At 66.6% G+C, this 24,227-nt stretch carries 16 protein-coding genes, 1 tRNA gene and 2 pseudogenes; 7 read left to right on the top strand and 12 right to left on the bottom strand.

The window, feature by feature from the left end:
- Positions 1 to 516 precede the first annotated feature (516 nt).
- Positions 517 to 3,492: a TonB-dependent receptor domain-containing protein gene (locus tag FXO19_RS09365; protein WP_149194829.1), complete on the top strand. Its 2,976-nt coding sequence runs from the start codon at positions 517 to 519 to the stop codon at positions 3,490 to 3,492.
- A 203-nt stretch (positions 3,493 to 3,695) separates the two neighbouring features.
- Positions 3,696 to 3,926: pseudogene (locus FXO19_RS09360) on the top strand (transposase); the annotation flags it as partial.
- Here the strand turns inward: FXO19_RS09360 and FXO19_RS09355 are convergent.
- The 6 genes from FXO19_RS09355 to FXO19_RS09330 form a co-directional block, all read right to left on the bottom strand.
- A complete protein-coding gene (locus FXO19_RS09355) occupies positions 3,923 to 4,171 on the bottom strand; it encodes a hypothetical protein (RefSeq protein WP_149194827.1) in 249 nt (82 codons plus the stop codon). The pseudogene FXO19_RS09360 and the gene FXO19_RS09355 sit on opposite strands and share 4 nt — an antisense overlap.
- A gap of 296 nt (positions 4,172 to 4,467) precedes the next feature.
- Positions 4,468 to 6,156 carry a putative 2OG-Fe(II) oxygenase gene (locus FXO19_RS09350; protein ID WP_255516367.1) on the bottom strand — a complete coding sequence of 563 codons (1,689 nt, stop codon included), beginning with the start codon at positions 6,154 to 6,156 and terminating at the stop codon, positions 4,468 to 4,470.
- Between the two features lie 9 nt (positions 6,157 to 6,165).
- A complete protein-coding gene (locus FXO19_RS09345; protein ID WP_149194825.1) occupies positions 6,166 to 6,633 on the bottom strand; it encodes a hypothetical protein in 468 nt (155 codons plus the stop codon).
- 34 nt (positions 6,634 to 6,667) lie between these two features.
- On the bottom strand, positions 6,668 to 7,942 hold the full coding sequence (locus tag FXO19_RS09340; RefSeq protein WP_255516366.1) for an aspartyl/asparaginyl beta-hydroxylase domain-containing protein: 1,275 nt from the start codon (positions 7,940 to 7,942) through the stop codon (positions 6,668 to 6,670).
- Positions 7,943 to 8,174: 232 nt separating this feature from the next.
- The gene (locus FXO19_RS09335) at positions 8,175 to 9,968 is read right to left on the bottom strand and encodes a phosphoenolpyruvate carboxykinase (GTP) (RefSeq protein WP_149194823.1); all 1,794 of its coding nucleotides are present in this window, start codon (positions 9,966 to 9,968) and stop codon (positions 8,175 to 8,177) included.
- Between the two features lie 390 nt (positions 9,969 to 10,358).
- Complete coding sequence (locus FXO19_RS09330; RefSeq protein WP_149194822.1) at positions 10,359 to 10,970, bottom strand: TetR/AcrR family transcriptional regulator; 612 nt, start codon at positions 10,968 to 10,970, stop codon at positions 10,359 to 10,361.
- 178 nt (positions 10,971 to 11,148) lie between these two features.
- On the opposite strand from FXO19_RS09330, the gene FXO19_RS09325 reads away from it, so the two are divergent.
- The 3 genes from FXO19_RS09325 (at position 11,149) to FXO19_RS09315 (ending at position 14,685) form a co-directional block, all read left to right on the top strand.
- Positions 11,149 to 13,626: an acyl-CoA dehydrogenase gene (locus FXO19_RS09325; protein ID WP_149194821.1), complete on the top strand. Its 2,478-nt coding sequence runs from the start codon at positions 11,149 to 11,151 to the stop codon at positions 13,624 to 13,626.
- A gap of 170 nt (positions 13,627 to 13,796) precedes the next feature.
- Positions 13,797 to 14,294: a hotdog fold domain-containing protein gene (locus tag FXO19_RS09320; RefSeq protein WP_149194820.1), complete on the top strand. Its 498-nt coding sequence runs from the start codon at positions 13,797 to 13,799 to the stop codon at positions 14,292 to 14,294.
- A 13-nt stretch (positions 14,295 to 14,307) separates the two neighbouring features.
- Complete coding sequence (locus FXO19_RS09315) at positions 14,308 to 14,685, top strand: hypothetical protein (protein WP_149194819.1); 378 nt, start codon at positions 14,308 to 14,310, stop codon at positions 14,683 to 14,685.
- 217 nt (positions 14,686 to 14,902) lie between these two features.
- On the opposite strand, the gene FXO19_RS09310 is transcribed toward FXO19_RS09315, so the two are convergent.
- From FXO19_RS09310 to FXO19_RS19555, 4 genes and pseudogenes are all read right to left on the bottom strand, one after another.
- Positions 14,903 to 16,084 carry an NAD-dependent epimerase/dehydratase family protein gene (locus FXO19_RS09310; RefSeq protein ID WP_149194818.1) on the bottom strand — a complete coding sequence of 394 codons (1,182 nt, stop codon included), beginning with the start codon at positions 16,082 to 16,084 and terminating at the stop codon, positions 14,903 to 14,905.
- A complete protein-coding gene (locus FXO19_RS09305) occupies positions 16,068 to 17,426 on the bottom strand; it encodes an NTP/NDP exchange transporter (RefSeq protein WP_149194817.1) in 1,359 nt (452 codons plus the stop codon). The genes FXO19_RS09310 and FXO19_RS09305 overlap by 17 nt, the downstream gene beginning before the upstream one ends.
- A gap of 45 nt (positions 17,427 to 17,471) precedes the next feature.
- On the bottom strand, positions 17,472 to 18,632 hold the full coding sequence (locus FXO19_RS09300; protein WP_223115470.1) for a chromate transporter: 1,161 nt from the start codon (positions 18,630 to 18,632) through the stop codon (positions 17,472 to 17,474).
- Positions 18,633 to 18,711: 79 nt separating this feature from the next.
- Positions 18,712 to 18,792, bottom strand: a pseudogene (locus FXO19_RS19555) (hypothetical protein); the annotation flags it as partial.
- A gap of 197 nt (positions 18,793 to 18,989) precedes the next feature.
- Here FXO19_RS19555 and FXO19_RS09295 point away from each other — a divergent pair.
- Both FXO19_RS09295 and FXO19_RS09290 read left to right on the top strand, forming a co-directional pair.
- Positions 18,990 to 20,597, top strand: coding sequence for a GMC family oxidoreductase (locus tag FXO19_RS09295; protein ID WP_149194816.1), 1,608 nt, complete (start codon positions 18,990 to 18,992; stop codon positions 20,595 to 20,597).
- Positions 20,598 to 21,027: 430 nt separating this feature from the next.
- Complete coding sequence (locus tag FXO19_RS09290) at positions 21,028 to 21,486, top strand: hypothetical protein (protein WP_149194815.1); 459 nt, start codon at positions 21,028 to 21,030, stop codon at positions 21,484 to 21,486.
- A gap of 453 nt (positions 21,487 to 21,939) precedes the next feature.
- On the opposite strand, the gene FXO19_RS09285 is transcribed toward FXO19_RS09290, so the two are convergent.
- A tRNA-Gly gene (locus FXO19_RS09285) sits at positions 21,940 to 22,013 on the bottom strand.
- Between the two features lie 242 nt (positions 22,014 to 22,255).
- Positions 22,256 to 24,085, bottom strand: a complete 1,830-nt coding sequence (locus tag FXO19_RS09280) for an autotransporter domain-containing protein (RefSeq protein ID WP_149194814.1) — start codon at positions 24,083 to 24,085, stop codon at positions 22,256 to 22,258.
- Between the last annotated feature and the right edge of the window lie 142 nt (positions 24,086 to 24,227).

Genomic DNA, 24,227 nt, shown 5'->3' with positions numbered 1-24,227 from the left:
AAGTTGTGGATTGACATGCCCATCGACAACGGCCCCGTACGGGGTCGTTGTCGTTTCCGGAGAGGTATGCCCTGCTGAACCAAGCGGGCTCGGATCCGCACTCTTGTTGCGGACAATCCTGCATTCACCCCATTAACAGGGCGCCTCAAAGGATGATTTCCTCGGCGCATGCATGGCGGGATCGGAAAACTCCAGCCTGCAATGAACGGCGTTGGGCTGATCAGTTCGATGCGCGATGCGCCGACCGCTTCAGGTATTGCACGCAGATGCTTTTGCTACGCCCCCTACGGGACCGTAGTTTTTGGCTTGTCGCGAAGGCGTGCCGGCCTCGAAAGATCTTGGCAGCCGTGGTTCCGACAGCCGCTGTCCAGGCCCTGCAGGATCCTGCTGCCACATTGTTCCGTTTTTAGAACGATCACCCGAAGTAACGGATTTGAAGCAAAAACTTAACCGCACTTTAATTCTAACTGCCACGGGGCTAATATCGACCTGACCTTGCCGACTTTGCTGTCTCGCTTGACGCTGAATGGCAGGTTTATCGGGGAATTTTCCAGACTGGAGAGAGAGATGACACTGAAGACCACCAAGCTCCGCGACGCGATCGTCTTCGCGCTCGCGGTGAGCGCCACCACCATGGCAGGCACCGGCCTGGCCATGGCGCAGGAGCAGGAGCAGACCGAAACAAGTACGGCGGTCGAACTCGATGCGATCACGGTCACCGGCTCACGCATCAAAAGCCAGACGTTCACCGCGTCCAGCCCAATAACGGAGATCAGCTCCGAAGAATTCACGACCTTCGGCGCCACCACCGTTGAGGACTTGGTCAATCAGTACCCGCAGGTCGACCTGAGTTTCGACAACTTCGAGAACAACGGCGCCTTCGGCCATGCGACGATTTCGATGCGCGGCCTGGGCCCCGAGCGTACGCTGACCCTGGTCAATGGCCGTCGCCTGCCGTTCAGCCGCAATGAAGTCGTCGACCCATCCATCGTCCCGGCGGCGATAATCCGACGCGTCGACATTCTTTCCGGCGGTGCTTCGGCCATCTACGGTGCGGACGCCGTGGCCGGCGTGGTCAACTTCGTGCTGGACGACAAGTTCGAAGGCCTCAGCCTCAATCTCGGCTATTCGGCCTACCAGCACGACAACGACAACGAGTATTGGCAGGGCCTCAACGAAGATGCGGGCTTTGAGGCCCCGAGCGGCAACTCCGGCTTCGACGGCATCAGCCGCAACGCCGACATCGTGTTGGGAGGCAGCTTCGCCGACAACCGGGGGCACGCGGTGGGCTGGCTGACCTGGCGTGAAAACGACGCCCTCTATCACGGCCAGCGCGACTATTCCCACTGCTCGGTGTGGTACGACGCCCCGCAGTGCGGTGGCTCCGGCACGGCCCACCCGGGCCGCTTCACGGTCAACCGGTGGGACCCTACCCTCAACGACGGGGCCGGTGGCGTCATCCCCTGGCCGCAAGGCACCAATGCCAACTACGTCTACAACGGCAGCGGGTATGAGAACGGCTCCTATGTGTACAACTACGCGCCGATCAACTTCTACCAGCGTCCAGACAAGCGCATTACCGCTGGCTTCATGGGCAGCTATGAGATCAACGAGTACTTCGAGCCGTACATCGAGGCGCTGTTCCTCGAACGCAGCTCCGACATCCAGATCGCGGAATCCGGCGCTTTCGGCGTGCCGGTCAACGTCGACTGCACCAATCCGCGGATCGGCACCCTGTGCGCCGACGCCGGCGTCGACACCGACATGGCCCGCATCACCATGTGGAAGCGCAACGTGGAAGGCGGCCCGCGCATCAGCATGTGGGACGACAACACCCACCGCATCACCGCGGGCTTGAGGGGCAACTTCTTCGACTCGTCCTGGACCTACGATGTGTCGCTGGTGTCCGGCAAGACCAAGTCCATTGAAATCGGCAAGAACGACTTCCTCATCAGCAGGATCGCCGCCGCCGCGCTGGGCTGCAACGACCCGGTCTATGGCACCTTCCAGGGCTGCCAGCCGTACGACATCTGGACCGACGACATCGATCCAGAAGCTGCACAGGCGATGGCCGGCACCAGCTTCAGCAGCTTCAAGACCGGCTACCGCGCATTCTCCGCGGAGGCCAACGGCTACCTCGGATGGGGCTTCCCGACCGCGGATGGCGAGGAAATCGGCTTGGCTGTCGGCATGCAGCGCAGCGACTACTCCTTCTTCAGCGAATACGACTCCGACTCCGCCGCGGGCAACTTCGCCGGCGCCGGTGCCGCCAGCCTGCCGGTGGATGCCTCCAACACCGTGAACGAGTTCTTCTTCGAAGCCGCGCTGCCGATCTACGTGGGCGACGGTGCCTTCAACCGTTTCGATGCCTCGCTGGGCTATCGCTATTCGGACGACGAAACCTCGGGCATCTACGACACCTACAAGCTGGGCCTGAGCAGCGTGTTCTGGGACAACAAGCTGCTGGTGCGTGGCGGTTACAACCGCGCCGTGCGTGCGCCGGGGCTGAACGACCTGTACTACACGCAGCGCATTGCCCTGAACGACGGCGGCACCGACCTCTGCGCCGGCCCGAACCCGTCCTACACCGCGGCCCAGTGCGCACTGACCGGCGTTCCGGTCGACGCCTACGGCAACGTACCGGGCAACCCGGCCAACCAGTACTTCAACCTGACCGGCGGCAACCCCAACCTGGCACCGGAAGAGGCCGATACCTACACCATCGGCTTCGCCATCGAGCCGATCGAAAACCTGAACCTGTCCCTGGACTGGTACAGCATCGAGATCGAGGGCGCGATCGGCGGCATTGGCTACAACACCATCCAGATCCTGTGCATGGAACAGCAGCTGTACTGCGACCGGATCCACCGCGACGCACGCGCAGGTGAGTATGACCTGTGGGTGGGCCTGGCTTCGGATCCAGCGACTGGTCACATCAACAACCTGCCCGACAACATCGGCGTTTTCGAACGTACGGGTCTCGACCTGGCAGCGGACTATTCCTTCTCCATGGGTCCGGGCCAGTTGCGCACCAGCCTGGTGGGCAACTACGTCCTAAAGGACTTCACCCAGACGCTGGCCAGCGAGCCGAGCACCGGCTACGACTGCAAAGGCCTGGTCAACGAAACCCGCCTCTGCCAGACCCCGAAGTGGCGTCATGTCGCCTCGGTGAGCTATGCGTGGGATCGCTACACCGCAGGCCTGCGCTGGCGCCATATTGGCGGGATGGACTACAAGGACGTGGACGGCAGCCCGCTCTTGAGCGACGATCGTGTCATCTGGCTTGACGATGGTGTCTCGTCGTACAACTATCTCGACCTGAACGGCAGCCTGTCCTTTGGCCAGGCCGTGATCTCTCTGGGCGTGAACAACGTGCTCGACAAGGAGCCGCCGTTCTCGGGAGACAGCGGCCTGTCCGCCAACGCCAACGCCCTGGGCGGTTACGATCAGGTAGGCCGTTACATCTTCGGCAATATCTCGCTGAAGTTCTGATCCAAGAAAGCGTTTCGAGTCAAAAGAAAGCGGCGGGCCTTGGCCCGCCGCTTTTCTTGTACCCCGAAAACAGACGCCAAACTCGACCGCACTGGCCGACCGCCCAAGCCGCGGGAGCCAGAGATTGGATCGAGCCCCGGCTTCAATCGCACTCCGAATTCACGGCGTGGGACCGGCACAGCCTCTGAAATCAGTGGCTACGCCATGCCCGGGAAAGCGGGATCCCGACCCGAATGCACTTCGCAGAATGTCTTGAACCCGACGATGGCGACATCATCAGCCAGGTGCGGTCGCCCGTACGCATCCGCCTGCTCGAAGGCATCGACAACTGGATCAATATCCTCAAGCGCATTGCGCGCGGCTATCGCGATGATAGCCACTTCTTCCTCAGTCTCCGGGCAGAGTTCCCGGGCTGGGCGAAAACCTGGTATTAACCGCCTCTGTCGTCCGTGTATGGCAACGACTTGCCATCAATTTCGCGCACCAGATCCCTCGCCGCTCTTTCGCGGGCCTCCCATTGCTCGGGCGTGTGGCACACCCTTTTCTTCATCCGGCTGCCGGTGACAACCTCGTAATGACACACCTTGCCATTGCTTCCCGTCCTGGCCGACGGCGAGGTTTGCTCGGCAGCGGGCACGGACGCCAGGTCCGCCGCGTCCTGCGCGAACACTTGTCCCATGGCCAAGAGCCAGACGGCCACGATGGCGAGCGGCAGATGCTGAATGCGACACTGTCGAGGCTTACGGACTGGGGAAGGGATTGACGGACGGACGGAACAAGCGAGCTCAAGGTGCATGGCGGCTTTCTCGACAGGATTGAAGGCCCGCTACGGAAGCGGCAGGATGCGCAATATTGTGCCAATGCAGCGTAAAAGCTATTCAATCTCTGCGCAATTGCCGAAATCAGGGAACATCCGTCGCCGTCGATTCGGCACTCCGCACTCGTTCACCGGCTTACGAACCGCTGCGGCGGCATCTACATGGTTGGCTGCATGTCGAAGGCAACGGTCAGGCGCGATTCCCTGCCATCGAATGGTGTGGTGCCATGCCACATGTAGGAAGGAAACAGCGCCAAGTGACCCTGCTTGGGCTGTATCACGCGACGCGGCGGCAGGTCGAGCCCCAGATCTTCCAACGGCTGCCCGAACTGGATCCATCCGGCGCGGGATTCGCTGTCCGGTTCAAGCACGCTGCTGGGCAGCGCGACGTAGAAGGCAGAACTCGCCCAGCCCTTGGGGTGGATATGATTGGAATGACGCCCCGATGATCTGAGCTTCACCGACCACGAGCCGACGAAGCGCACGCCGCGCTGTTTGCGTGACAGGAACGGGTGCGTCGCATCATCCGGCAGTGTGGTCAGCCAATTTTCCACTGCCGTGCCCAGGGCAGCCTCCGCCGCGCGGATGACCGCATCGCCACGTCCGAACAGTTGGCCCGCCGTCTGCGTACCGCCACGCACACTCTGGTTCACTGGCTCCCGTTTTGCACTGTGCATGGTTTCCAGCGCGGCTGCCAATGTTCGCAGGAACACGGACAAGTCACTGAAACCCGGTGGTGGCACGATTTCGACATAGCCCACCAGTCTTTCGTAGTCGCACAGCCAATGTTCGCGTTCATCACCCGCCAGCCGCCATGCCGTTCCCAGATGGCTCCAGCCTTCCTGATCGTGCGGATCGATCTTTACCGCTTTTTCCGCGCAACTTGCGGCCAAATCAAAATGCTGAGTGCGAAACGCATGTCGCGCACGTGCGTTGAGAAACTCCGGCAACACGCCCAATTCGCCGCGCGCCGCGGCTGCGTACAACGGTGCGGCTTGCTCGTGCTGTTGCAGCGCGTCCAGCGCGTCGGCGACAAACCAATCCAGCAATGCGTTTCCTGGTTCGCGCTTGCGCAACGGATGCAGCAGCACCAAGGCCTCATCCGCGTGCTTCGCCGTCAACAACATTCGCGCGAAGGCCAGTTGCAGCGCGCGATTTTCCGGCTGGGCCTGCGCCGCGGCACGAAACTCGCTCAGTGGATCTTCGCCCGGCGCGAGTTCCACGCCGTTCTCCCACAGCAGATTGCTCAATGTTTCATGAGCCGGTGCATGCCCCGGATGCAGGGCGACGAGCTTGCGCGCACCCGCCAATGCTTCCGCCGGACGGCCTAAGTCGACCAATACACCGTTAATGGCGCCCTGCAATTCAGGCTGGCTGGCGCCTCGCTGATGCAGCATTCCTTCTGCCCGCCGGAACGCGGCCAGCGCCTCGTCGGCGCGCCCCAGCAAACGCAGCACCACGCCCAGATCGACCCAGGCAGACGCCTGTTCCGGCGACAACGCAAGCGCCTTGCGCAGTACGGACTCGGCTGCTCCCAACTGGCCTTGTGCACGCAACACCTTGCCGTGCCGGGCGAGGGACACGCCGTAATTGCGCAACACCACGGCATTGTTCGGTAGCAAGGCCAATGCGTGTTCAAACGCCGCATTGGCTTGCTCCTGGCGGCCATTATCCGCCAGGCACATGCCCAGCAACTGCCACGCATCCGCTGCCTGCGGCGCCTGTTCGGTCAGGGTTTCGGCAATGGACTGTGCCTGCTCACGCTGCCCGGATTGCAACATCCGCAGAGCCTGCCTGAAGCGCTCTGCCTGCGCTGCATTCAACGGCTGGCCGCTAGATGCCGACACGCCATGCCCTCAACGCACGCGACGCACGCGCACGACCACGCCGTTCGGCATTACCAGGTGATAGCCGCCCATTAAGGCCTTACGCACCTGCACGGCATCACCGGCTTGCACGTGACCGCTGCTGCGCGACTCGGTTTGCGTCCAGACTTGTCCGTTCTCAAGCGTGAAAATTCGCTGTCCGTCGCGACCATGATCGACCTTCATCACCTGGCTTTCGATGCGTTCCGGGTCGACCTGCTCGACTGTTTGCCCTGGATTGCGCAACGGTTCGCGCGGCTGGTTCAAACCGAAGCCGGCCTGTGCCTTTTCCGTTGCCGCCTCGATCACCTCTGGCGGCGGCGGAAACGCCTTGTCGTAGCAGGCCAGTCGCGCGGCAGGTTGCGCCACGCTGGAGCAGGCATGGGTGATCTGTTGCGCAGCCAACGGCTGTGCGAACAACCAAAAGAACGAGAGCACGAGACAGCGCATCAGCATCATCCATTGGGCGGTACAACCAGGATAACCTCCCGACTCAAACCACGTCGCTCGCGGTGCGCCACTCGCGCATCGCAGCCGCCAGCGCCGTCGCCATTTCCCGCTCGGCCGGGCTTAGCAGCGGATTCCACACATCGAACATCAGAATTACGCGCAGCTGGTCGCTGTCGTTGCGCGCCTCGTGCTCGATCGTGTCGTCGAACACCCAGCACTTGCCTTCGCGCCATTGCCGCCAATCGTAGCCGACGCGGTAGCTGCACTTGTCCGGCACCACCAGCGGCAAGTGCGCGACCAGCCGTGCGTTGGTTTCGCCGGTATGCGGCGGGATATGCGCGCCCGGCACCAGCGCGGAGAACATCGCGTTCGGGCAAAGGCCCGGGATGTCCGCCGAATCCACAAGCGCCAGTGCCTCGGCCGTCCGCGGGCACTGCGCCAAGTGCTCCTCCACCGGTTCGCCGTGCGCATATAGATGGAAACCGCTCCAGTTGCGCGAGTGGTTGAGCTTGTCCCACTGGTTGACCGGATCGCCCGGCGCGTACTGGATGTAGGGGACGAACTCCTCGCCACGGCTGACGATCATTTCCTGCAACTCGGTCTTGATCGCGTCGGTGCGAGATTCGAGCTCGCACATCCATGGGAACAGTGCGTCGTCGTAGAAGGTGAGCGCCGGCAGCCGCGGCACGTGCAGCTGGTTGCAGTGCGAATGGTAAGGCCGGGTGCGCCCCGCCAGGATCGATACCGCCTCGTCCCAACGTCCCGCCAGTGCTTGGTCCACCGTGGCCTGCTTCGCGGCCACCCGGTGCCCCAGGTAGTCGACGAGCTCCTGAGTATCACGCTCGACCGCCTCGCGCGCATGCGCAAGCCGTCGGCGCAGCGCAGGCGGCCATTCGGGCTCGGCCGGCGCGACTTTGAGCACATTGCGGAAGACGTCCGCGGCCATCCTTGGCTTGCGCTGCTGCTCGAGGAACTCGCCCTTTCCCAGCAGTGCCGGCAGGAAATAGGGATCGATCTCGAGCGCGGCGACGATCGCGCTCCACTCCTGCTCCGGCCGCCCGGCTTCGCGATGAACCCGGCCGATGGTCAGCAGGACCATTGGGTCGCGCGGCGCCCGCGTGCGTGCCTGTTGGAGGAATTCCAGCGCGGCCTGCGAGTCTCCGCGCTGGAAGGCGTGCACGCCCAGACTGAAGAGTGCCTGCACGTTGCCCGGGGCCAGTGCGTGCACCTGGCTCCATAGTCTTTCGGCCTCCTGCCAGCGTCCACCGGCTGCGGCGGCCCCGGCGGCGTTCACCAAAGACGACAGCTGCGTGTTCACGAACCTGTTCCGTATCCCGCCGGACCGGCGCGGATCCATTCTATCGGCCCCTATGTTCCTGGGCCAGCGCGTCCACAGCTTTGCGTGGCCTACGGGATCGCGACAGGAGACTAGGTCGCCGGTAGCGAGACATTGCTGATCGGCCCGGAAATCGGCGTTCCGCTTCGACTCAGACATTCACGACCGAGCTGTTCGCGGATCGATTCGAAGGAGGGTTCCGGCCCGCCTTCCTCTATCGGGTCCGCAACGCGGGCGGAATCCGATCGCCCAAACCGTCGAAGAACGTACCGATCTCGTCGAGCTCCCGTTGCCAACCATCACTGTCGATGGCAACAAGGGCCTCGATCGCGGCCGCAGACACACTCGCGCCGCCGAGGTTGAGATCCCGTATGCTCGGCACCTTGCCGATCGGCGTATCGACTGCACCGGCACGACCCTCGACCCGCCTGACGATCCACTCCAGCACGCGAAGGTTCTCGCCGAAGCCCGGCCATATGAACCCGCCGTCCGCGTCCTTACGGAACCAGTTGACGTGGAAAATCTTCGGCAGTTTCGCCCCCGGTTCGTCGAACGACAGCCAGTGGGAAAAATAGTCGCCGTAGTGGTAGCCGCAGAACGGCTTCATCGCCATCGGGTCGCGGCGGACGACGCCGGTCTTGCCGGCGGCGGCGGCGGTGGTCTCGGAGGCCATGGCGGCGCCGACCAGGACGCCGTGGGTCCAGTCGCGGGCCTCGAATACCAGCGGCACTAGCGACGCGCGGCGGCCGCCGAAGACGATCGCCGAGATCGGCACGCCCTGCGGATCCTCCGCATGCGGGGAGTAGGTCGGGCACTGCCTCGCCGAGACGGTGAAGCGCGAGTTGGGATGCGCGGCCGGGCCGTTGGCCGGATCGTACGGCCGCCCCTGCCAGTCCAGCGTCGGCACGCGATCGTCCAGGCCTTCCCACCACGGCTGGTTGTCGTCGGTGACGGCGACGTTGGTGAAGATGGTGTCGTGCGCGATCGTGGCGAGCGCGTTTGGGTTCGACCTGGCCGAGGTGCCCGGCGCGACGCCGAAGAAGCCGGCCTCCGGGTTGATCGCCCACAGCCGGCCGTCCGCGCCCGGCCGCATCCAGCAGATGTCGTCGCCCACGGTCCAGACCTTCCAGCCGGCCTCGCGGTAGCTTTCCGGCGGGATCAGCATCGCCAGGTTGGTCTTGCCGCAGGCGCTGGGGAATGCGGCGGCGATGTAGTGCGTCTCGCCCTGCGGGTTCTCGATGCCGACGATCAGCATGTGCTCGGCCAGCCAGCCTTCCTGCCGCGCCTGCCAGGAGGCGATGCGCAGGGCATGGCACTTCTTGCCGAGCAGCGCATTGCCGCCGTAGCCGGAACCGTAAGACTTGATCGTCAGTTCCTCCGGGAAATGCATGATGAAACGCCGCTCCGGATCGAGTTCGCCGAGCGAATGCAGTCCCTTGACGAACGTGTCCGCCCGCTCGCCGCGAGCGGCGCCTTCGGCCCCCTCACGCTCGATCCGCGCCAGCGCCGATTCGCCCATGCGGGTCATGATGCGCATGTTGGCGACCACGTACGGTGAGTCGGTGATCTCCACGCCGCAGCGCGCCAGCGGCGAATCGATCGGGCCCATGCAGTACGGCACCACGTACAGCGTGCGCCCGCGCATGCAGCCCTCGAACAGCGCGTCGATCTTCGCGTGGGCCTCGGCCGGCGCCATCCAGTGGTTGTTGGGGCCGGCGTCGTCGCGCTCGCGGGTGCAGACGAAGGTCAGGTGTTCGACGCGGGCGACGTCGTCCGGGTCGGAGCGATGCAGCCAGCAGTTCGGGTGCGTATCCGGATTGAGTGGCAGCAGCGTGCCCTCAGCCTGCATCGCGGCAAGCAGGCAGTCGTACTCCGCCTGGCTGCCGTCGCACCAGTGGATGCGCTCCGGACGGGTCAGCGCCGCCACCTCCTTCACCCAGCGGTTCAGCGCCTCCAGGCGGCTGCCCCGCGTGGGATCGGTGTCGTGTAACGGCGTGACTGCGTTCATGCGCCCTCCCAGGCAGTGTTGTCCCGGGACATTCTAGGGATCGCCGCCGGCCGGGTCTTGCTGCACCTGCACCAGGGGCTGAACGCGACATTCGGTGTGAACCCGGTCGCATCGTGCTGCTGGCGTGCGGACATCCGTTGCCGCTCCGCCGCAGCCGCGGGAACTCTCCTGTAGGAGGGGCTTCAGCCCCGACCGCGCCAGGCAGACCTGTCGTTAGCGCTCACCGATGAACGCGCCGCCGCGCACTGCGAAGGGATACAACGGCAGAGGGCATCTTGCTGGTTCGCGCGCGATCGGGGCTGAAGCCCCTCCTACAAGGGAGCGGCGCGGCCGGGGCTGAAGCCCCTCCTGCCTGGGAGGTGCCGGCGGCCGGCCGAAGGCGGCAGCGCGTCAGCGCGGGATGAGCGTCGCCATGACGTGTTCGATGTACTCGTCGAACGTGTCGTGATCGAGCCGCGACTGCGGCAGCTGCAGCGACAGCTGCAGGAAGCCGACATACGCGGTATAGGCGAGACGGGCACGGTGCTGGGCCGCGCTGCGGCCGAAACCCACCTGGCGGAACGAGGCGGTGAGGTATTCCAGCCGCCGCTCCGAGACCCTCCCGATCACCGGCTGCACGATCGGATGGTCCAGCGCCTGCAGCATGGCGCTGTAGATCACGTGCGACTTGATCTCGTGCGCGACCATGTGGATCAGCGCGCGCAGCCGCTCGTGCGGATCGGAGATCTTCTCCAGTTCGCCGAAGACCGCTTCCTGTTCCACGGTCTCCCAGCGCTCCAGCGCCGCCTGCAGCAACGCATCGCGCGATGGGAAATGCCAGTAGAAGCTGCCCTTGGTCACGCCCAGGCGCCGCGCCAGCGGTTCCACCGCGACGGCGGCCACGCCCTGCTCGGCGATCAGGTCCAGGGCCGCCTGTGCCCAGTCCTCGGCGCTGAGGCGGCCGCTGCGTTCCGGCGGTTTCGGGTTCGGCTTGCCGGAAGCCGGGGCGGCGGCGGATGTCATGCCGGTCAGTGTATCCATACGCCGGCGTGCGCAAAAGGTTCGTCATGCGTCCGGGACGTCCCGCCGGGCATCATTGACAGGACCGGACGGGCTTACCATACTTGAGCGTATGGTCAATGCTGCCCGCGGGGGCGGCCACGACTCCATCCACCAAGCCTCGCGGTCCCTGGAGTGCCACATGAGCGTCGCGATTCCCTTTCTCGCCCTTCTCCTCGCCGGCGCCTTCGCCGCCTACCACCGGCTGCGGCTGGCGGTGTGGGTCGCGATCACCGCCACCCTGCTGGTCGCCTGCTGGCTGCTCGGCGCCAACGCGGTCGCAACCGCGATCGCGGCCGTGCTGGTCGCGTTGATCGCAGTCCCGCTGCTGATCCCGGGCATCCGCCGGCCGCTGATCACCAAGCCGTTGCTGGGCTTCTACCTGAAGATCCTGCCGCCGCTGTCGGAGACCGAGCGCACCGCGCTGGAAGCGGGCACCGTCGGCTTCGAGGGCGAGCTGTTTTCCGGCAAGCCCGACTGGCAGGTGCTGCTCGACCAGCCCAAGGCGCTGCTGAGCGCCGAGGAGCAGGCGTTCGTGGACGGGCCCACCGAGGAACTGTGCCGGATGACCAACGACTGGGAGATCACCCACGTCGACGCCGACTTGCCACCGGACATGTGGGAGTTCATCAAGAAGAACAAGTTCTTCGGCATGATCATCCCGAAGGAGTACGGCGGGCTCGGCTTCACCGCGCTGGCCAACCACAAGGTGATCCAGAAGCTGGCCTCGATCTCCAGCGTGGTCAGCTCCACCGTCGGCGTGCCCAACTCGCTCGGCCCCGGCGAGCTGCTGATGCACTACGGCACCCAGGAGCAGAAGGAGCATTACCTGCCGCGCCTGGCCGATGGACGCGAGGTGCCCTGCTTCGCCCTGACCGGTCCGTTCGCCGGCTCCGACGCCACCTCGATCCCGGATTACGGCATCGTCACCATGGGCGAGTGGAACGGCGCGCGCGTGGTGGGGGTCAAGCTCACCTTCGACAAGCGCTACATCACCCTGGCGCCGGTCGCGACGCTGATCGGCCTGGCGTTTCGCATGTACGACCCGGAAGGGATGCTCGGCGAGAAGAAGGACATCGGCATCACCCTGGCGCTGGTGCCGCGCGAGACACCCGGCGTCGAGATCGGCCGCCGCCATTTCCCGCTCAACAGCCCGTTCCAGAACGGTCCGATCCGCGGCAAGGAGGTCTTCATCCCGCTCAGCCAGCTGATCGGCGGCGAGGCCTACGCCGGCAAGGGCTGGCAGATGCTGGTCGAGTGCCTGTCGATCGGCCGTTCGATCACCCTGCCGTCCTCGGGCAGCGGCGGCGCCAAGATGGGAGCGATCGTCACCGGCGCCTACGCCCGCATCCGCAAGCAGTTCGGGCTGTCGGTCGGACGCTTCGAAGGCGTGGAGGAGGCACTGGCGCGCATCGGCGGCCGTGCCTTCGCGATCAGCGCGCTGGCGCAGGCGACCGCCGCCGCGGTCGCGCGTGGCGAGAACCCCGCCGTGCCCTCCACCATCGCCAAGTACCACTGCACCGAGATGGCACGCGAGGTCTCACGCGACGTGATGGATATCCACGGCGGCAAGGGCATCATCCTCGGCCCGCGCAACTACGCCGGGCGCAACTGGCAGGCGGTCCCGATCATGATCACGGTCGAGGGCGCCAACATCATGACCCGCAGCCTGATGATCTTCGGCCAGGGCGCGATCCTCTGCCATCCGTGGGTACTCAAGGAGATGAAGGCCGCGCAACTCGAGGACGAGCGCGAGCGCCTGCACGAGTTCGACCGCAACCTGTTCGGCCATATCGGCTTCGCCATCTCCAACGCCGTGCGCAGCCTGTGGTTCGGCCTGACCGGTGCGAAGTTCGGCACCGCCCCGGGCGACGCCTACACCCGTCGCTACTACCGCAAGCTCAACCGCTACTCGGCGGCGCTGGCGCTGATGGCCGATACCTCGATGCTGCTGCTCGGCGGCAAGCTCAAGTTCAAGGAGTCGCTGTCCGGCCGCCTGGGCGACGTGCTCAGCCAGCTCTACATCGCCAGCAGCATGCTCAAGCGCTACGAGGACCAGGAGCGCCCCACGGGTGACCAGCCGCTGCTGGCCTGGGCGTTCCACGACTGCGTGCACAAGATCGAGATGGCGTTCTCCGGCGCGCTGCGCAATTTCCCGATCCGTCCGGTCGGCTGGCTGCTGTGGGCGCTGATCTTCCCGTTCGGCCGCCGCGCGGTGGCGCCGAGCGATCGCCTCGGGCACCGCGTTGCCTCGCTGCTGATGAATCCCAACGACGCCCGCGACCGCCTCGCCGAGGACGTGTTCACCACGCCTTGCGACAACAACCCCGCCGGTCGCATCAACAGCTACCTGGTCAAGGCGATCCAGGCCGAGCCGGTCGAGCGCAAGTTCCTCAAGGCGCTGAAGAACAGTGATATCGAGGCGCTGGACTTCGACACCCAGCTGGACGAGGGCGTGCGCGAGGGCTGGATCACCGCCGACGAGCGCGTGCTGCTGGAAGAGCTGCGCGAACTCACGCTGGACACCATCAGCGTCGACGACTTCGATCCGCATGAACTGGTCGCCGCGAGCCATTACGACCGGTCGCAGGGCAAAGGTTCGTCGCGCGAAGCGGCCTGAGCCGTACGCAGGCGTGTCCACGGAGCATGCCGCACGCCACTACCGATGATGGGATGCCCCGCCACGCGGCGGGGCCGGAGGCGGTAGGAGCCCGAACCATTGCGGCTTCGCCGTACCCTCACCCCAACCCCTCTCCCGGAGGGAGAGGGGCTCGAAATGGAGCCAGTGTCATGGGGATATCGGTGCTGTCGCTGTATCGCAGGTTCGAACCCCGGCCGCTGGGCCGGTGGCTGTTCTCGCGGCTGGTGTGCTGGAAGGCGCCGTACTTCGCCGGCATCCGCCCCGCGCTGGTGTCATTGGAGCCCGGCCGCGGCGAAGCGACGATCCGTCACCGCCGTCGCGTCACCAACCACCTGGGCACGGTGCATGCAATCGCACTGTGCAACCTGGCCGAGTTCATCGGCGGGCTGACCACCGACGCCAGCCTCCCGGCCGGCATGCGCTGGATTCCCAAGGGCATGCAGGTCGACTACCTGAAGAAGGCGCGCGGCACGATGCGTGCCGTCGCCACGCCCGACTTCCCGCCGCACGCGGCGGATGCGGGCTACGAGCTTCCGGTGCAGGTGGTCGTCAGCGATCCGCAAGGCGACGTGGTGCTCCGAGCCCGGATCTCCATGTGGGTCTCGCCGCGTGCCGCCGCGGGCGAACGCGCTGCAACCGCCGGATAGCGGAGGCCGCGCCATGTCGAACGAATGGTTGATCCTGCTCTGCGGGCTGCACAGCCTCGGTTTCGCGCTGTTCCACCTGGCGTTCTGGAAGCTGTTCGGCTGGAAACACGAGTTGCGCAAGGCGGCGCTGCCTACCCGTGCGATCACCCAGATCCTCAATCTGCGGCTGATCTACGTGTTCGCCGGGATCGCCGCGATCTGCTTCCTGTTCCCGACCGAACTGCGCGCTACGCCGCTCGGACGCGCGCTGCTGCTGTTCATGGCGCTGTTCTGGGTCGGGCGCACGATCGAGCAGTTCGTGTTCCTGCGGGTGAACCATCCGCTGGTGCATGCGCTGACCGGCACGTTCGTGCTGGGCGCGATCCTGTTCGCACTGCCGCTGATGACCTGAAGCGGCGCGCCATGCGCGCGGCCTGCCCGATGCGGCTCGATGTCTTCGTGGCCGTCCCGTAGCGCATGCATCGACCGTAGGAGCGCGCCATGCGCGCGATGCCGCGGGCATTTCGCCGCCACGGGATTCCGGACACCGCCGCACCTTCCGGCTCGCCACAGGCGCCGCCAATCGCCGGCACCGGACGCGCCCGCGGTATCGCGCGCATGGCGCGCTCCTACGGAGCCGGGGGTTTCGCGGCGTGCCAGGCCGCCAGCACCTCGGCCTCGCGTTCGGCCGACAGCCCGGCTTTCAGCCCCGCCTGCCGCTCTTCCGGCAGCGCGCGCCACCACGCCAGGGTGTCGGCCACGGTCTCGTCCAGCGGCCGGTAGCGCAGGCCGGCGCGCTGCGCGCGCTCGGTACTGGTGCGGCCGAAGCCGGCGTAGTCGCCTTCGGCCGGGATCCACACCGGCATGTCCTGCCACGGACTGACTGCCTGCGCGGCCAGGAACTCCGCCGGCACCCAGGTCACGGCCGAATCGTGTCCCGGCGGCTGCGGACATGGCGCACGGACGCAGTGGATCGTGTTGGCGCGCCTGGCCGCCGCCTGGCAACTGGTCAGCAGCGCACCCATGGTCAATGCCCCCGCCGGGGCATCGGCATTGAAGACGTCCACGGTGCCGGTCTCGATCAGGTGCAGCATGAACGCCGCCAGGTCGCGCACGTCGATGAACTGCGTGCGGTCACCGGCGCTGCCCGGCGCCAGGATTTCACCGCCGCGGTTGGCACGCGCCGGCCAGTAGGTGAAGCGGTCGGTGGGATCCCCGGGCCCGACGATCAGACCCGGCCGCACCACCGTCACGCGCCCCGGCATGGCGGTCTCGGCGGCGCGTTCGCATAGGGCCTTGAGCCCGCCGTAGGTCTCGCCGGTGACCTCGGTCACCGCGGGGTCTGCAAGCGTCGCGAGCGGACTGCCCTCGTCGTTGGCGATGTCGTTGCGGGCATAGACCGACACCGTCGAGATGATCTGATAGTGCTTCGCGCGAGACGCCAGCAGCTCGGCGCTGCAGGTGACGTCGGCCGGAATGTAGGCCGAGGTGTCCAGCACCGCGTCCCACTCGCGCTCACCCTCCAGTGCCGAGAGATCACTCTTGCGGTCGCCGCGCAGCTGCTCGATGTCCGCGAACTCGGTACCGTCGAAGCGCGTCGGATTGCTCTTGCCGCGGTTGAACAGCGTCAGCCGGTGCCCGCGTGCCCGCGCCGCCTCGACGAAATGCGGACCGAGGAAGCCGGTGCCGCCGAGGACCAGGATGCGCAGCGGTTCGGCGGCACGCCCAGAGGCGCTCCACAACGAGGCCGGCAACGCGAACAGGCTGGCGGTCGCCAGACCGGCGGACAGGAACTCACGACGACTCTGCATGGCGGCGGACCTCGCTGGCGTGTTCCGGCAGCCTGCGCTGTTCCCGCACCACCCGCCATGCGCCGAAGGTCATGCCCGCGGCGACCCCCAGGCCCGCCAGGAACACCACGTTCGAGCCGAACCCGGCCAGCAGCTTGTGTACCCAGACGAAGGTGACGTCGCCGCCGCGGTAGACCGCGGTGTCGATCACCGCCTTGGCCTTGTAGCGCGACTCGCGCGCCATGCGCGTGTACAGGGTCTCGCGCGCCGGCTTGTTGAGCGAGAACTCGCTGGCCCGTGTGACCACCTGCACCACCGCCACCAGCAGTGGCAACGGCGAGGCCGACAGCAGCGAAAAGCCGACCAGGATCGCCAACGCCGGCAGCAACAGCAGCGGCGCCACGCCGTAGCGGCGCAGCAGCCAGCGGGTCAGCAGCACCTGGACCAAGATGGTGAGCGTGTTCACCGCCCAGTCGATGGTCGAGTAGTAACGGGTCGCGGCCTCGGCGCTGGGGTAGAACTCGCGCACGATCGCCGCCTGCTCGTTGTACAGCAGCGTGCCGACCCCGACGCCGAAGAACATCAGGATCGACAGCGCGCGCAGCAGCGGATCCTGCCAGGCCAGGCGCAACCCGGCCCAGACCGAGCCGCCCATCGGCCATTCGCCGCTCTGCTCGCGGTGGGTCCGCTCGCGGCGGACCGCCCAGGGCCGCAGCTTAACGATGCACAGCAGGCAGAGCGCCATGAACCCGGCCGACACCAGCAACAGGTTGGCCACGCCCAGCGGCTCGACCAGCACCCGGGTGATGACCGGCCCCGACAGCGCGCCGAGGGTGCCGCCGGCGCCGATGTAGCCGTAGACCTGCTTGGCCTGGTCGTTGTCGAACACGTCGGCCATGAAGCTCCAGAACACCGTCACCGCGAACAGGTTGAACACCGCGATGTACACAAAGAACACCGCGCCGCGACCCGACGCATCGGTGTCGAACGCCCACCAGAAACCACCGAGGCAGGCGATGAACACCAGGTACACCACCGGCAGGAACACCCGCCGCGGAAACCGCGCCACCAGCGCGCCGTACAGCGGCTGCAGCAGCAGCATCGCGAAGAACGTGCCGGTGAACAGGATCTGCAGCGTGTAGTCGTCGAGCGCGATGCCGTGCGCGGCGGCCAGGTCCAGCAGCCAGCGCGGGAACACCGCGGCCGCATCGCTCGAGGCGCCCATGGCGTCGCGCACCGGCCGCAGCACGTAGTACCCGCACAGCAGCGAGAAGAAGTACAGCAGCGCCCACCACAGCGCGGGCGAGGCGACGAGCGCGGCGCGGAAGCGCGCGATGCGCTGCTTCGGGACTTCGGCGGTCATGAACGTGGCTGCGCGGCAGACGCCCCGGGAGCATTCCGCGGCACGTTAGCCGATGCCTGCCCCTTGCGCCAGCAACCCGAGCAACGCGCAGGCGGCCAGGGTCTTCAGCAGGCTGACCCCGAAGCGCAGCATCGCCAGCATCGCGAAGGCGCCGAGCGCCAACGCCGCGACGTCCAGCGAGGAAACGACCGGGAACGGCAGGCGCAGGCCCCAGCCCTGCCAGCGGCCGACCTCGGCGAACAGCACGTGGATCGCGAACCACAGCGACAGGTTCACGATGACGCCGACCACCGCCGCGGTGATCCCGGTCAGCGCGGCCGAGAGCAGGCGGCGGTTGCGCAGGCGTTCGATGTAGGGCGCGCCGAGGAAGATCCACAGGAAGCAGGGAACGAACGTGACCCAGGTGGACAGCGACGCGCCGAGCACGCCGGCAAGCAACGGATGCAGTGCGCCGGGGTCGCCGTAGGCACCGAGGAAGCCGACGAAGGTGATCACCAGGATCAGCGGCCCCGGCGTCGTTTCCGCCAGCGCCAGGCCCTGCACCATTTCGGTCGGGCCGAGCCAACCGTAGCGTTCGACCGCCTGCTGGGTCATGTAGGCCAGCACCGCATAGGCGCCGCCGAACGTCACCAGCGCCATCTTGCTGAAGAACAGGGCTTCGTCGGCGAAGACATGGCCGACACCCAGCGTCGCCAGCAACAGTAACAGCGGCAGGCCCCACAGCGCCGCGCCGCTCAGCAGCACCCGCAGCGTCCAGCCCGCCGACGGATGCGTCTGCTGCGCAAGCGCCACCTCGTCCGCCCCATCGGTCTGCGCCGGCAGGAACACCGCCGGACGCAGCCACGCGCCGGCCACGCCGGCGAGCGCGGCGCCCAGGATCACCAGGGGAAACGGCACGCCGAAGGCGAAGATCGCCAGGAACGACAACGCGGCGATGCCCCACAGCAGCCGATGCTTCAGCGCCTTGCGGCCGATCCGCAGCACCGCCTCGACCACGATCGCCAGGGTGGCGGCCTGCATGCCGAACAGCAGCCCCCGGATCACGCCCACGTCCCCGTACAGGACATACACGGCGGCGATGCCGAGCATCAGCACGAAACCGGGAAGCACGAACAGGAGCCCGGCCGCCAACCCGCCGCGTGTCCGGTGCAGCAGCCATCCGATGTAGGTCGCCAGCTGCTGCGCCTCCGGCCCCGGCAGCAACATGCAGTAGTTCAGCGCGTGCAGGAAGGCGCGCCTCGCTGATCCAGCGCTTCTCTTCGACGACCAACCGGTGCATGAGCGCGATCTGCCCGGCCGGTCCGCCGAAGCTGACCAGGCCGATCTTGAGCCAGACGCGAAGGGCGTCCTTGAAAGAAGGCTGCATGCGTCGGCCGGTCGCGGGAGTCCAGCGGAATCTGGCCCGAACCTCTCCGCGCGTCAACGCCGGCTTCGCGGCACCGACATCGCCACGGCGTCTGGCGGACGCGGTCCGCGCGGCCACTCCTCGAACAGTCGCAAGGCCGGCGCGACGCCTGCGCCGGCAAGAGCATATGCTCTAGCGCCGCCGCTTAGCGTCGCACGATGCCCGTCCGTCCCGCCGCGCCCGCCTACGACTACATCATCATCGGCGCCGGTTCCGCGGGTTGCGTGCTCGCCAACCGGTTGAGCGAGGATCCCGACGTCCGCGTGCTGCTGCTGGAAGCCGGCCCGCGCGACTGGCATCCCTTCATCCACATGCCCGCGGGGCTGGCCAAGCTGGTCAACCGCAAGGGCGTGAACTGGAACTACGACACCGCGCCCGAACCGCAGCTGGACAACCGCACGCTGTGGTGGCCGCGCGGCAAGGTGCTGGGCGGGTCCAGTTCGATCAACGCGATGTGCTACATCCGCGGCGTGCCCGGCGACTACGACGACTGGGCCGCGCGCGGCGCGACCGGCTGGCACTGGGACAACGTGCTGCCCTACTTCCGGCGCTCGGAAGGCAACCGTCGCGGCGCGGATGCGTTGCACGGCGGCGACGGACCGCTGGCCGTCTCCGACCTGCGCCACGTCAATCCACTGTCGCGGGTCTTCATCGAAGCCGCGCAGCAGGCGGGATTTCCGCACAACGATGACTTCAACGGTCCGCAGCAGGCGGGCGTCGGCCTGTACCAGGTCACGCAGAAGGACGGCGCGCGCTGCTCGGCCGCGGTGGCCTACCTGCGCCCGGCGCGCGAGCGTCCCAATCTCACCGTCGAGACCGGTGCGTTGGTCAATCGCATCACCTTCGAAAGCGGACGCGCCAGCGGCGTGGTGTACGGCGCGCGTGGCCGGGCCTTCCACCAGCCCGCCGCGCGCGAGGTGCTGCTGTGCGGCGGCGCGATCAATTCGCCGCAGCTGCTGATGCTCTCCGGCATCGGCCCGGCGGAGGAACTGCGCGCCCATGGCATCGCGGTGCAGGTCGAGGCGGCGGACGTCGGCGGCAACCTGCAGGACCATCTCGACATCTGCACGCTGTACCACGCCACCCAGCGGCTCACCTACGACCGCCTCAGTGATGCGCGCATCGCCTGGGGCTACTACCTGCGCAACCGCTCCGGCGCCGGCACCAGCAACATCGCCGAAGCCGGCGGCTTCGTGCGCTCGCGCCTGGCGCCCGACGACCGCGCCGACATCCAGCTCCACTTCGTCCCGGCGATGCTCGACGACCACGGCCGCAAACGCCTGGCCGGCGACGGCTACACCCTGCACGCCTGCTTCCTGCGCCCGCGCAGTCGCGGCCGCATTCGCCTGGCCAGCGCGCGCGCCAGCGACAAGGCGCGCATCGAGGCGAACTACCTCAGCGACGCCGATGGCTTCGATCTGAAGATGATGGTCGAGTGCGCGCGCCTCTCGCGCGAGATCCTGAAGCAGTCGGCGTTCGCCCCATATCGCGGCGCTCCAATCTATCCGGCGCGCGAGGACCTATCCGACTGCGAGCTGGAAGCCTTCATCCGCGCCAAGGCCGAGAGCGTCTACCACCCCGCCGGCAGCTGCCGCATGGGCGAGGACGCGGCCTCGGTGGTGGACCCGCAACTGCGCGTGCGCGGCGTCGACGGCCTGCGCGTGATCGACGCCTCGGTGATGCCGGTCCTGCCCGGCGGCAACACCAATGCTCCGGTGATCATGATCGCCGAGCGCGCGGCGGATCTCATCCGCGGCTGCATTTGACCCGCGCCAGCACCGACGACTCGTACCGCTCATCTCGCCACCGGAACTCGCCGGCGCAGAGGCGTGCGACACCCATTGCAGGTCGTCGTCGCTCCCACAACTCAGGAGGATCCATGTCCGACATCTGTGAACCGCACCGGTATCGACGCGGCATACCGGCATACTTGCTGGTACACGAGCACAGACTATGCTTGCAGCAATTTCGGGCTGAACCTCGTCTACCCGTGAGGCCATAATTGGCCTTAGTCACAGTGATACAGTACGGCCGGTGAAAACTGGCCGTATGTCGCGAGAAAACATGAATAGATGGCCTACCACCGTATTACCGCTCGTGTTGCTTGCAGCGACTCCAACCTTGGCGCAAGAGCTGCCGAGTGCGGGCGGAATGGTTTCCGGACCTGTCCGACCGGCGGGTGTTCCCGAAGGCCCCATGAGAGTCGAGACCAATATAAGTGAACCCGACACTGGGCCGCTTACGGCAGCTCTCCAGGAGCGGTTTCGTGATCGTATCGCCGGGATCTATATCGAGCGAGAGCCGGATTTCCATGTCGTGGTCAGGCTGACTGGCAAAGAGGGAGAAGGCTCCCTGCCTTACCAGTTCGGAGACGATAGGGTGCGAGTGGAAATCCAGACCGGCGCGCTACATTCTGTCGATCAGCTGCGCGCCGCGTTTAAACGTCGCGACATCATCACGCACTTTCTCCCCTCCGGCTATGGCGGCTACATCGATGAGCGTGCCGGCGATCTGGTTTTGACGGTCGACATTGGAAACGAGGCTGCAGTGGATAGTCAGGCGGCTCTCTCGGATGCCTTGGGTGTGCCGGTGCGCATCGTCGCTGAAGAGCGAGCAGTGGCTTCCCCCGCACCACAGCAGACCGAAGCAAGGTAATCCACCACTTCTTCGTCCTCTGCGATAGCGGCTCGTTCCACCTGATCGTATCGCGCGGATCGCAACTCGAACTTGGTCGACCAGGCTTGGCGTAAGCCGACGGACGCGGAAAACGACCGTGGCGAGATCCCAACGCCGGTTCGCAGGTCCATGGTGTCCATGATGCGTGCAGCGCGACATGGTCGATCTAGTCGGACAGAGCCCGGTCTGGGAGTGTCACGCTCTTGCTCCTGAACATGAGTCAGGAACCAGATGCTGGTCACGTCGATCTCGCCCCTCCATCAACAATCCGGAATCAGCCGTGCCCTCAAAAATGGACTTTCATGAACTTAAAAGTCTAGGCTGCAGGCGGATCACAGTGGACTACGGCAGAACATAGAAGAGAGGAAAAGTCCTTGCGTAACAAGGACTTGTAGCTCTCCTGACTTCTACGGAAGTCCGCAGACAATGCGATGGAGCGGGTGAAGGGAATCGAACCCTCGTCAGTAGCTTGGGAAGCTACAGCTCTACCATTGAGCTACACCCGCGTTGCGGTGGAAGTCTAGAGCCGCCGGGCGGGGCTTGGCAATCCGGGCGCCGACACCCGGTAGGAGCGAGCCACGCGCGCGATGCCGCGGGCATCTCCGGTCTCGGGGCATCGACAGTCCCGTCGTGAACCGGAAGACGCGCCGGCAGACGGAATCGCGGCGGCACATGCCCGCGGCATCGCGCGCATGGCGCGCTCCTACGGATCTCCGACGTGTACCTGGGGTCCGGCCTGCGCTGGGCTCTAGAACCCTTTGCCGAAGGTCGCGTGCACGGTCGTGTTGCCGTTGTCGGCGTGCGACAGCGTGGTGCTCAGGCCGAAGTTGGCGTCCAGGCCGAACAGCGTGGTGCGCGCGCCGAGGGCGACGGTGGCATAGCTGTCGTCGTAGGCCATGCCCGGCACCGCGAACCAGTCCGTGCCCGGGATCGACTGCGCACGCGCGAACGCCTCTTCCGGCGCGTCCTCGAATTCCCGGTCCCAGGTCAGGCGCGCGTACGGGCGCAGGTGCCCCTCCGCCACCGCGAGCTGCCAGCCGACGCTGCCGATCAGCGAGTCGAAGTTCTGGTCCGGGTACGCCAGCGAGGTGGACAGGTCGGGATCGCTCTCGGCGAAGCCGTCGACGTCGATCCGCTGCGAGACCAGGCTCAGCACCGGGCCATGGCGCAGGTTGCCGTGCTGGAAGTCCCAGCCGGCGTTGACCGCGACGGTCAGGTTGTCGCCGTCGGCCGAGCCGTGGTGGGTGCGCCGTGCCGGGCCCAGCCAGACGTCGCGGTCGCTGTCGAAGTCGAGCCGCGAATAGCTGAGCTGGCCATTGACCCAGCCGCCGCGCTCGCCGTACCAGCCGGCGAAGCCGCCGAGGGTGAGGTCGGAATGCTCGAAGCTGCCGCGGCGCAGGCCCCAGTCCTGCTTGGTCACGCCGTAGCCGCCGAACACGCCGAACACCAGGTTGCCGCGGGTCCAGTCGACGCCGCCGGTAAGCGCCGGCGCGAGCCCGTCGTAGGCGTCGCCGTCGTCGTAGCGCTGGTAGTCGCCGCGCAGGTCGACCCACCAGTTGCTGCCGTCGCCGGCCGGCTTGCCGTCCAGATGCCAGGCGACGCGGTCGGCGCGGGCGCGGCCGATCACCGCCGCCGACTGCGGCAGCACCGCGATCTGCGCCGGCGCCTCGAGCACCGAGATCGCGAAGTCCGCCATCACCGCATGGCCGGCGTCGCTCGGGTGCACGCCGTCGGCGAACAGGTAGGTCTTCGCCGCATCCGGCGTGACGTAGCTGCTCGGGTTACAGGTCAGCGACTGCGCGGTGATCTGCGGCTGGCAGGCGGTGCCGGTGACGTTGGCGAAGCCGTACAGGCCCGGATCGGCGACCACCTCCTGCAGAAAACTGAAGGTGTCGAGCGGGATCACCCGCAATCCGGCGCTGGCGATGCCACCGAACAGCGCCTCGTTGTAGGCCGTCGCCAGCGCGGTCAGCTGCGCCTGGGCCTGCGGGCCCTGCGCCCGTGCGGCGGGGGTGATGCCCATGTCGGGCAGGGTCGGCACCAGGATGTAGCGCGCGCCGGCGCCCTGCAGTGCGCCGACCAGGCCGACCTGGCCGGCCACGGCGGTCCCGAGCGTCTCCTCCACCGGCGCGCCGGCGGCGATCGCGAAGATGTCGTTGGCGCCGGCCCAGATCGAGTACAGGGCGTCGGGATCGGCGACGCCGCCGGTCGACGAGAGATAGGTGGAGACCTGGCTGGTCACAGACGGCGTCGGCCCCAGATCCCCGGTCCGGTCGCCAACCACCCAGGCGCCGCCCACGGCGTAGTTGTCGCCGTCCTGGCCGTTGCCGTTGGCGGAAGCGTCGGTGCCGTAGTGGTCGGCGACGAACTGTGCCCAGACCCAGCCGGGATTGGTGGTGAACTGCCCGGTCACCGCCCGCACTTCCGGCGGCAGCAGCGGGCGGAAGAAGCCGGCATCGGTCAGGCTGTCGCCGAAGAAGATGGTGCGCGAGAACTGACCTTCGTCGGCGGCAGCGGAGCCGCCCGCCAGCACGAGCGCGGTGGCGAGGGCGGCGGGGGCAAGGCGTGGCAGGCGCATGACTTCTCCAGAATCGTGGCAAAGGCCGCCGGCAAGGGACATACGGCGGCGGATGGTCGCGCATGGTTCCACGATCGGCATGGGCGCTCACGCCGCAGCGCATCATGTTTTGCCGGACGGGGCTGAATGTCGCCGCGCGAGC

Source organism: Luteimonas suaedae, assembly GCF_008312895.1.
GTDB classification, from domain to species: Bacteria; Pseudomonadota; Gammaproteobacteria; order Xanthomonadales; family Xanthomonadaceae; genus Luteimonas; species Luteimonas suaedae.
The sequence above is the reverse complement of the archived record's forward strand: the minus strand, read 5'-3'. Positions and strand labels throughout refer to the sequence as shown.

Coding starts and splice junctions, on each gene's coding strand:
- FXO19_RS09355 (WP_149194827.1), bottom strand. CDS start 4,171: ATGGGACAAGTGTTCGCGCAGGACGCGGCGGACCTGGCGTCCGTGCCC.
- FXO19_RS09345 (WP_149194825.1), bottom strand. CDS start 6,633: ATGATGCTGATGCGCTGTCTCGTGCTCTCGTTCTTTTGGTTGTTCGCA.
- FXO19_RS09335 (WP_149194823.1), bottom strand. CDS start 9,968: ATGAACGCAGTCACGCCGTTACACGACACCGATCCCACGCGGGGCAGC.
- FXO19_RS09330 (WP_149194822.1), bottom strand. CDS start 10,970: ATGACATCCGCCGCCGCCCCGGCTTCCGGCAAGCCGAACCCGAAACCG.
- FXO19_RS09325 (WP_149194821.1), top strand. CDS start 11,149: ATGAGCGTCGCGATTCCCTTTCTCGCCCTTCTCCTCGCCGGCGCCTTC.
- FXO19_RS09320 (WP_149194820.1), top strand. CDS start 13,797: ATGGGGATATCGGTGCTGTCGCTGTATCGCAGGTTCGAACCCCGGCCG.
- FXO19_RS09315 (WP_149194819.1), top strand. CDS start 14,308: ATGTCGAACGAATGGTTGATCCTGCTCTGCGGGCTGCACAGCCTCGGT.
- FXO19_RS09310 (WP_149194818.1), bottom strand. CDS start 16,084: ATGCAGAGTCGTCGTGAGTTCCTGTCCGCCGGTCTGGCGACCGCCAGC.
- FXO19_RS09305 (WP_149194817.1), bottom strand. CDS start 17,426: ATGACCGCCGAAGTCCCGAAGCAGCGCATCGCGCGCTTCCGCGCCGCG.
- FXO19_RS09300 (WP_223115470.1), bottom strand. CDS start 18,632: ATGTTGCTGCCGGGGCCGGAGGCGCAGCAGCTGGCGACCTACATCGGA.
- FXO19_RS09295 (WP_149194816.1), top strand. CDS start 18,990: ATGCCCGTCCGTCCCGCCGCGCCCGCCTACGACTACATCATCATCGGC.
- FXO19_RS09290 (WP_149194815.1), top strand. CDS start 21,028: ATGAGAGTCGAGACCAATATAAGTGAACCCGACACTGGGCCGCTTACG.
- FXO19_RS09280 (WP_149194814.1), bottom strand. CDS start 24,085: ATGCGCCTGCCACGCCTTGCCCCCGCCGCCCTCGCCACCGCGCTCGTG.